Raw genomic sequence first — 8282 nt, forward strand, 5'->3', positions numbered from 1 at the left:
TGATGCTCTTTCTTGAAAAAGGCAGCCGGAGTTTCCTGCATGACCGACAACTTGGCTGCTCTCTGGCGCTTGTTGCCGGGGCGGTCAATGTTGCTGGCTTTTTAAGCGTCGGGTCCTACTGTGCCAACATGACGGGGAATGTTACGGCCTTTGCTATCGGGCTGCAAAAAGGGCAGGCAGAGGTTGTGCTGACCTGTCTGGCCTTGATTGTCAGCTTTTTTGCAGGCGCAATGCTGTGTACGTTTCTGGTCAATGCCGGGCGCAGGCATGGGCAAAAAGCCATTTATGCCTATAGCATCCTGCTGGAGGGGGTCTTGCTGGCCTCTCTTGATCTGGTGCAGCTTTTCTGGCTGCCGCCGTCCGGCCATAACGTTCTGCCGCCACTGGGGCTGAGTTTCCTGATGGGGCTGCAAAATGCCACAGTGACCCGTATCTCGGGGTCTGTCGTCCGTACGACGCATGTCACGGGTATGATTACCGATCTGGGCATAGAGCTGGCAGACTGGTTTGATGCGTTACGGCATCCGGTCGATCCGGACCAGCATGCGCGCACAGTGCAACGGCTGCGTCTGCACAGCAAAATTATTGCCTGCTTTATCGGGGGCGGCATGGCCGGAGCTTTTGGCTATACGCTCTGGCCCGCGCTCTTTCTGCTGGGGGTCGGGCTTGTGCTGATAGCCCTTGCCTTACCCGGCATTCTGGCCAATGCGCGCCCGGTAACGGCTTCCGGGCGCTCTGCCTCTGAATAACTGGCCCCGGAGAGGCCGGGTTATTTCAGAAAACCGACGATTTTTTCGGCCTCAGAAACAATAGGCTCCGCAATGGCCTGTGCACGCTGAGCACCGGAGCGCAGCACGCTGGCCAGATGTGCTTCATCCTGCATCAGGCGGGTCGTTTCCTGTGCGATGGGGGCAATGGCGCTCACCACCACGTCTGTCAGAGCCTGTTTGAAGGGGCCGAACCCTTCGCCCTCGTGCTGTGCCAGAACCGCATCCACGCTCAGATCGGCAAGGGCTGCGTAAATGGTGACCAGATTTCTGGCTTCCGGGCGGTCAGCCAGTCCGGCTGCGTCTGCGGGCAGAACGCCGGTGTCTGTTTTGGCGCGGCGGATTTTCAGGGCAATCGTATCCGCATCATCCGTCAGTTCAATCCGGCTCTGGGCGGAGGGATCAGATTTTGACATTTTCTTGGTGCCGTCGCGCAGGCTCATTACACGCGCCGCGGCAGGCGGGATCAGGGCTTCCACAGCCGGGAAGAACTCAACCCCGTAGTCATGATTAAACTTCTGGGCGATATCATTCGCCAGTTCCAGATGCTGTTTCTGGTCTTCCCCAACCGGCACGCGGGTTGCTTTATAGGCCAGAATATCCGCCGCCATCAGGCTGGGATAAACATACAGGCCAGCGGAATGATTTTCCCGGTCCTTCCCGGCTTTATCCTTGAACTGCGTCATACGGTTGAGCCAGCCCAGCCGGGTCACGCAGTTGAAAATCCATGCCAGACGCGCATGGGCGGACACAGCGGACTGGTTAAACAGAATGTGCTTCTTGGCATCAATGCCCGCAGCCAGAAGGATGGCGGCCTGTGTCAGCGTCTGGGTGCGCAGTTTTTCCGGGTCCTGCCACACTGTAATGGCGTGCATGTCCACAAGGCAGAAAACGCACTCATGGTCAGCCTGAAGGTTCACCCAGTTGCGGATGGCACCCAGATAATTACCAAGCTGCGGAATACCAGAGGGCTGAATACCGGAAAAAATACGTTGCATAAGATTACTCAGTGCCTGCGTCAGGAAGAGGAAAAATTCAGGGGAGGGGCGCTTTACGGTCCAGCTCTTCCCGCTCCTGTGCGACCATACCAGCCGACTTCCGGGTGGTCCGTGCGGCGGCTACATCTGCTGCTGTAATGTGCGGGGCGGGGCTGGTCTGCCCGCGGGAGGAGAGCCATGTCAGAATCTGCGCCACCTGTTCATCCTTCAGGTAACGGAAGGGGGGCATTTCTGCCTCGTAAGGCTGGCCGTTGGCTTTAATCGGGCCGCTGACGCCGTTCATCAGCACATCCGCCAGATATTTCCGGCCTTCCGGTGTGCTGGCAATCCGGTCAACCCGCCCGACAAGCGGGGGAACCGCCCCCGGCATACCATCGCCGCCGTGATGGCAGATGCCGCAATTTGTCCCATACAGACCGGCACCGCTTTTAGGCGTACAGGCTGTCAGGCAAAGCGTAGCTCCGGCTGCGGCAAGGAGCCGGGGGTAAAGCCGTCTGAAAAACGTCATGATGTTCAAAATACCTTGCCGGCTCCACAAGGGAGCCGGTTGTGGTCGTCTTCCGGATTAGCGTGCGGAGGTAACACCCAGCAGCTGGATGCGGAAGATCAGCGGGCTATCGGCCGGAATAACACCCATAGCCTTATGGCCATATCCCAGTTCGGGCGGAACGTAGAGCATCCAGGTATCGCCTACATGCATCATCGGCAGGGCTTCCATCCAGCCTTTCACAAGGCCTTCAAGCGGCATCTGCATATAAGCGCCGTCCCCGTGCTGTTCGGAGCTGTCAAAAATGGACCCATCCGGCAGACGGCCTTCATAGATCAGCATCATGACGTCACCCGGGCGCGGCTGGTCAGCATCTTTCTTGCCGGATTGCAGAACCTTGTAAGCCAGCCCGTCCTTCAGCACCGTGACACCGGGCTGGCTGCGCAGCTTGTCAAGCTGCTGCATCGGGGTCAGCTCAGGTTCATCCTGCTTGTGGGAACCGCAGGCCGTAAGGGAAACGGCCATGCTGGCCGCAAGCAGATAGGGGGTGATGGAGAAACGACGGGTCATGGTCCTCTCGGTAATTCAGAAAGAATGACAGATGTCCAAAAGCTCAGAGTGTGCCGCCATTACGGCCAATCTGCGCTCCCAGTCTCAGACGCAGCGCGTTGAGTTTGATAAAGCCCTGTGCGTCTGCCTGATTATACGCACCTTCATCATCTTCAAACGTCACGACACGGGTATCATACAGGCTATTGGGGCTTTCGCGACCAACGCAAATCACATTACCCTTATAAAGTTTGAGGCGCACCCGGCCGGAAACGGACTGCTGGGACGCATCAATCAGAGCCTGCAACATGCGGCGTTCCGGGGAGAACCACAGGCCATTATACAGGATGCTGGCATAGCGCGGCATCAGGCTGTCTTTCAGGTGCATCGCCTCGCGGTCCAGCGTGATAGACTCAATGCTGCGGTGCGCCGTCAGCAGGATGGTGCCGCCGGGTGTTTCATAAATGCCGCGGGACTTCATGCCCACAAAGCGGTTTTCCACCAGATCCAGACGGCCGATGCCGTTGGCTTTGCCCAGTTCGTTCAGGCGTGTGAGCAGCGTTGCCGGAGACATGGCAACACCATTGATGGCCACCGGGTCCCCGCTGACAAAGTCAATGGTAATTTCTGTCGCAACGTCCGGCGCAGCTTCCGGGGAGATGGTGCGCTGGAAAACAATTTCTTCCGGTGCAATGGCCGGGTCTTCCAGCAGCTTGCCCTCGGATGAAGAGTGCAGCAGGTTCGCATCCACAGAGAACGGCGCTTCACCACGCTTGTCCTTGGCGATGGGGATCTGGTTTTCTTCCGCAAAGGACAGCAGACGGGTGCGGGATGTCAGGCCCCACTCACGCCAGGGGGCGATGACCGTGATATCCGGCTGCAGGGCATAATAGGCCAGCTCGAAGCGAACCTGATCATTGCCTTTGCCGGTTGCGCCATGGGCAACGGCATCCGCGCCGACTTCACGCGCAATTTCAATCTGGCGCTGTGCAATCAGGGGGCGGGCAATAGAGGTGCCCAGCAGATACTGGCCTTCATACAGCGTATTGGCCCGGAACATGGGGAACACGAAGTCTTTGACGAAGGTTTCACGCAGATCTTCGACAAAGATATCCTTCACGCCGAACATTTCGGCTTTCTTGCGGGCGGGTTCAAGTTCTTCGCCCTGACCAAGGTCAGCGGTAAAGGTGACGACCTCACACCCGTAAGTCTTCTGCAGCCAGCGCAGGATGACGGACGTATCAAGGCCACCGGAATAAGCCAGCACAACCTTTTTGACATCTTTTCTGGCGGCAGTAGAGGCCATGAGGCGGGTCTCCTGAATCTGGTAAAATGAATAAAGTTCGAACAGTGTCCTAGCACCAGCGCGGGAAGGGAGCCAGAGCCCATCCCCCGTTGAGTGCGGTCTGATAAAGAAAAATCAGCTTTGCGAGGCGCGGACGCGCTCACTTTCGGTTTTAAGCTGCCCGCAGGCGGCCAGAATATCCCGCCCGCGGGGGGCGCGGATGGGGGATGCAAAGCCTGCGGCCATGATGATCTCCGCAAACTTGTTCTGCTGTTCCCGCGTGGAAGGGCGGTAGGCGCTGCCCGGCCAGGGGTTGAAGGGAATGAGGTTGACCTTGGCGGGGATGCCGGAAATCAGGCGCACAAGCTCACGCGCATCGGCCTCACTGTCATTCACGCCACGCAGCATGATGTATTCAAACGTGATGCGGCGCGCATTGCTGGCTGCCGGGTAGCGGCGGCAGGCGGCAAGAACCTCTTCAATGGGGTATTTGCGGTTGAGCGGCACAATTTCATCCCGCAGGTCATTGCGCACGGCATGCAGGGAAACGGCGAGGTTGATCCCAAGCTCATCCCCACACCGGTCCATCAGCGGTACAACGCCGGAGGTGGAAAGCGTTATGCGGCGGCGGGAGAGGCCAATGCCTTCTCCATCCATAATAATCCGCATGGCTTTGGCAATGTTTTCGTAATTATAGAGCGGCTCACCCATGCCCATCAGCACAATGGTGGAGAGCAGGCGGGGCGTATCCCCCTTGGGGCTCGGCCATTCGTGGTAGGAATCCCGTGCGGCCATAAACTGGCCCACAATTTCCGCAGCGCCAAGGTTACGCACCAGTTTCTGGGTGCCGGTATGGCAGAATGTGCAGGAGAGCGTGCAGCCAACCTGTGAGGAGATGCACACAGCGCCCCGGTCTTCCCGCCGGTCTGGGATATAGACCGTCTCGGCTTCCTGCCCATCACGGAACCGGAAAAGAAACTTCCGTGTTTCATCTGTAGACGTCTGAACCGTAGTGGCTTCCGGGCGGCCCACAACAAACCGTTCCGCCAGCTTTTGCTGGAGCGGTTTGGCAATGCTGCTCATCTGCGTAAAATCCGTCACGCCCTGATGATAGATCCAGTGCCAGAGCTGTTTGGTCCGGAAAGGCTTTTCCCCGATTTCAACCAGAATATCGGTGATTTCTTCACGCGTCAGCCCGACCAGATCACGCCGCCCGTCCGGCAGCATGGCGGGAGGCGGGCTGAACAGCGCGGCTTTTGCCAGAATACGGGTCCGTTCCTCCGCATTGAGGGCCGCTGCCGCCTCTGCATCGTGCGACGGTGTGAAAGGAGCAGAATTACCTGAAGACATGAACGGAGCCACTACTGGAAGGGGAGAAAAAGCCCTTATAACAGAGAAGGGCCCGGCAGACACCGGACCCCTGAGAAATAATCCTGATCTTTCTGCGCCCGGTTACGGGGTATGGGCCGCACCGGACTGGGATGGCGTGTTTTGCAACCCGGCGCGCAGCCATGCCGCGATATTGGTTTTGGCGGGATCAATACCGCCCAGAATCGCGCTGATGGTCTGTGCCGAATACGCATCCGGCGTAGTATCGGCTGAAACCGGAAAAGACGGGCGGGGGATATCAAACGTCATGGCAGGCTGTTCTGCCTCGGTCGCGCCGCCTGCGGCACTGGCCTGCTGGAGCCCGTCAGACTGAATATTGGCCACAACAGAAAGATGGTCTGCATCCGGATGCAGGCCGAAATACAGGTAAGCGTAGGAGGCTGCGGCCGAAAGCACGTCGCGCATGGCAATGCGATAACGGTTGTTTCCGTCAGACGGCATGGCGCTGGCATGGAGCGTTGCCGGGTCTGCGGAAATAACCAGCGTCTGGTTTTTCAGGTCATCCTGAAGTGTCAGCCCGTCCTGTTCATAACCACGCAGCAGAGAACTGCCTGCTTCCGTCACGCTTTCCTGCACGGCAGGCGTGCTGGCAGCAGCGTTATAGGGACGGGGCGCAGCCCCGGCACCACCAGTGATGCCAAGCAGACCGGTTGTAACACCAAGCATCATGATGAGTTTACGCATAAGCGGCATGCTTCCTTAATTTTTCTATGAAGACGTGTTATTACTGAAGAATATGGCAGAAAAAGTGACAATTCGTCACGTTTTTACCGAAGTGACAGTAATAAAAAATCTTTTAAGGATCTGCTTTTGCGGGAGCCGGTAAGTCTAAAAGACTTTTTAAACAGTAACAGGCACCCGTTGCGCAGCAATCAGGAACTCCCGGTTCCCTTCCGGCCCGGTAATCGGACTGGCTTCGATGCCCAGCACAGACCAGCCGGGCAGGGTGCTCCACCAGTCATGGATCATCTGGCAGACACTCTCATGCACAAGCGGGTCACGCACCACACCTTTAGCACCAATCTGCTCACGGCCTGCTTCAAACTGAGGTTTGATCAGAGCGACAGCCCACGCATCATCCGCTGCTAAGGATAGGGCTGCGGGCAGAACAGTCCGCAAGCCGATAAAGCTGGCATCACAAACAATGGCGGACGGGGCCTGTGGGATCAGCGTGCGGTCCAGATGCCGGGCGTTGCATTTTTCCATGACGGTGACGCGCGGGTCAGACCGCAATTTCCAGGCCAGTTGTCCGTGGCCCACATCTACAGCGTAGACACTGCGCGCTCCGTTGGTCAGCAGGACATCGGTAAAGCCGCCTGTTGAGGCGCCGACATCCAGACAGACCCGGTCCTGTGCAGAAAGATTAAAATGCGTCAGCGCGTGGGCCAGTTTGCACCCGCCACGGGAAACCCACGGATGCTCCTGCCCACGCACGTCCAGAGGTGCGTCCTCAGCAAGCTGGTCGCCTGCTTTTGCAACGCGTTTTTCCCCTGTGAACACAAGCCCGGCCATAATCAGGGCCTGAGCTTTTGTTCTGCTTTCAACCAGCCCCCGGTCAACAAGCATCTGGTCAACACGACGGCGTGCCATCAGATCAGGCCGTCTGCTCCGTCAGAGCCACACCCAGCGCGCTGAGAGCGGTTTTGACGATGAAGGGTGCTGTGAGTCCGGCCTGCTCGTACTGAGCCTCCTGCGTGTTATGGTCGATGAAGATATCGGGCAGGGTCATGGGGCGGAAGCGGACATGGTCCAGCAGGCCGGTATGGGCCAGATGCTGGCCCACCTGCGCGCCAAAGCCGCCAATGGAGCCTTCTTCCAGCGTGATCAGCACCGCGTGGTTGCGGGCCAGATTTTCCACCAGAGCCGTATCAATCGGCTTGGCAAAGCGGGCATCCGCCACAGTCGGGGCCAGCCCCTGTGCGGCCAGCATGTCTGCTGCCTTCAAGGCTTCCGCCAGACGCGGGCCAAGCGAGAGGATGGCAATGCCGCCTTTCTCCGCTCCGGCCTGACGGCCCATTTCGCGGATAATCTGGCCCTTGCCGATTTCCAGAACCTGACCTTCCGCCGGAAGCTCCAGCCCCAGACCACTGCCACGCGGGTAGCGCAGGGCAATCGGGCCTTCATCAAACTCGGCGGCGGTGGCCGTCATGTGCAGCAGTTCAACCTCGTCAGACGGCGCCATGATGCTGATGCCGGGCAGGCAGCCCAGATAGGCGATATCAAAGGAGCCCGCATGCGTCGCGCCATCGGCCCCCACCAGACCGGCGCGGTCAATGGCGAAGCGGACCGGTAGCTTCTGCAGCACCACGTCATGCATCACCTGATCATAGGCGCGCTGGAGGAAGGAGGAGTAAATGGCGCAGAACGGCCGCAGCCCTTCCGTGGCCATGCCAGCGGCAAACGTCACGGCATGCTGTTCGGCAATGCCCACGTCAAAAAAGCGGTCGGGGTAGTTTTTGGCAAAAGCATCCAGCCCCGTGCCGGAGGGCATGGCGGCGGTAATGGCCGTAATTTTGTCGTCCGTCGCGGCCCGGCGCACCAGTTCCCTGGCGAACACGGACGTATAGGACGGCGGCCCGGCGGGGCCCTTTTTCTGCTCCCCGGTGACGACGTTGAACTTGGCGACGGCGTGATACTTGTCCCCGGCTTTTTCCGCCGGGTTATAGCCGTGGCCCTTCTTGGTCATCACATGCAGCAGGATGGGGCCGTTATCCGTATCGCGCAGGTTGCGCAGGATCGCGACGAGCTGCGGCAGGTCATGCCCGTCCACGGGGCCGACATAGTAAAAGCCCAGCTCTTCAAACAGC

General features: G+C 58.8%; 9 protein-coding genes. 1 reads left to right on the forward strand and 8 read right to left on the reverse strand.

Annotated elements, in window-relative coordinates:
* The first annotated feature begins 2 nt into the window (after positions 1 to 2).
* Positions 3 to 749: a YoaK family protein gene (locus tag KP699_RS13320; RefSeq protein ID WP_215762960.1), complete on the forward strand. Its 747-nt coding sequence runs from the start codon at positions 3 to 5 to the stop codon at positions 747 to 749.
* 20 nt (positions 750 to 769) lie between these two features.
* Here the strand turns inward: KP699_RS13320 and trpS are convergent, their stop codons facing one another.
* The 8 genes from trpS to KP699_RS13360 form a co-directional block, all read right to left on the reverse strand.
* A complete protein-coding gene (trpS, locus tag KP699_RS13325; protein WP_215762961.1) occupies positions 770 to 1765 on the reverse strand; it encodes a tryptophan--tRNA ligase in 996 nt (331 codons plus the stop codon).
* A 37-nt stretch (positions 1766 to 1802) separates the two neighbouring features.
* A complete protein-coding gene (locus tag KP699_RS13330; RefSeq protein ID WP_025828223.1) occupies positions 1803 to 2273 on the reverse strand; it encodes a cytochrome c in 471 nt (156 codons plus the stop codon).
* A 57-nt stretch (positions 2274 to 2330) separates the two neighbouring features.
* Entirely contained in the window at positions 2331 to 2822 is a 492-nt protein-coding gene (locus tag KP699_RS13335; protein ID WP_025828226.1) for an FKBP-type peptidyl-prolyl cis-trans isomerase, read from the reverse strand.
* A gap of 43 nt (positions 2823 to 2865) precedes the next feature.
* Complete coding sequence (locus KP699_RS13340) at positions 2866 to 4107, reverse strand: argininosuccinate synthase (RefSeq protein WP_215762962.1); 1242 nt, start codon at positions 4105 to 4107, stop codon at positions 2866 to 2868.
* A gap of 114 nt (positions 4108 to 4221) precedes the next feature.
* Positions 4222 to 5436 (reverse strand): 23S rRNA (adenine(2503)-C(2))-methyltransferase RlmN, encoded by a 1215-nt coding sequence (rlmN, locus tag KP699_RS13345; RefSeq protein ID WP_215762963.1) that lies wholly within the window; start codon positions 5434 to 5436, stop codon positions 4222 to 4224.
* A 102-nt stretch (positions 5437 to 5538) separates the two neighbouring features.
* The gene (locus tag KP699_RS13350; protein ID WP_025828232.1) at positions 5539 to 6159 is read right to left on the reverse strand and encodes a hypothetical protein; all 621 of its coding nucleotides are present in this window, start codon (positions 6157 to 6159) and stop codon (positions 5539 to 5541) included.
* A 156-nt stretch (positions 6160 to 6315) separates the two neighbouring features.
* The gene (locus KP699_RS13355; RefSeq protein WP_215762964.1) at positions 6316 to 7065 is read right to left on the reverse strand and encodes a TlyA family RNA methyltransferase; all 750 of its coding nucleotides are present in this window, start codon (positions 7063 to 7065) and stop codon (positions 6316 to 6318) included.
* 4 nt (positions 7066 to 7069) lie between these two features.
* Positions 7070 to 8282, reverse strand: a 1213-nt coding sequence (locus tag KP699_RS13360) for a 1-deoxy-D-xylulose-5-phosphate synthase (RefSeq protein ID WP_215762965.1), incomplete at its 5' end; no start/stop codon positions are given.

Source organism: Acetobacter sp. P1H12_c (genome assembly GCF_018811975.1).
Taxonomy (GTDB): domain Bacteria; phylum Pseudomonadota; class Alphaproteobacteria; order Acetobacterales; family Acetobacteraceae; genus Acetobacter; species Acetobacter persici.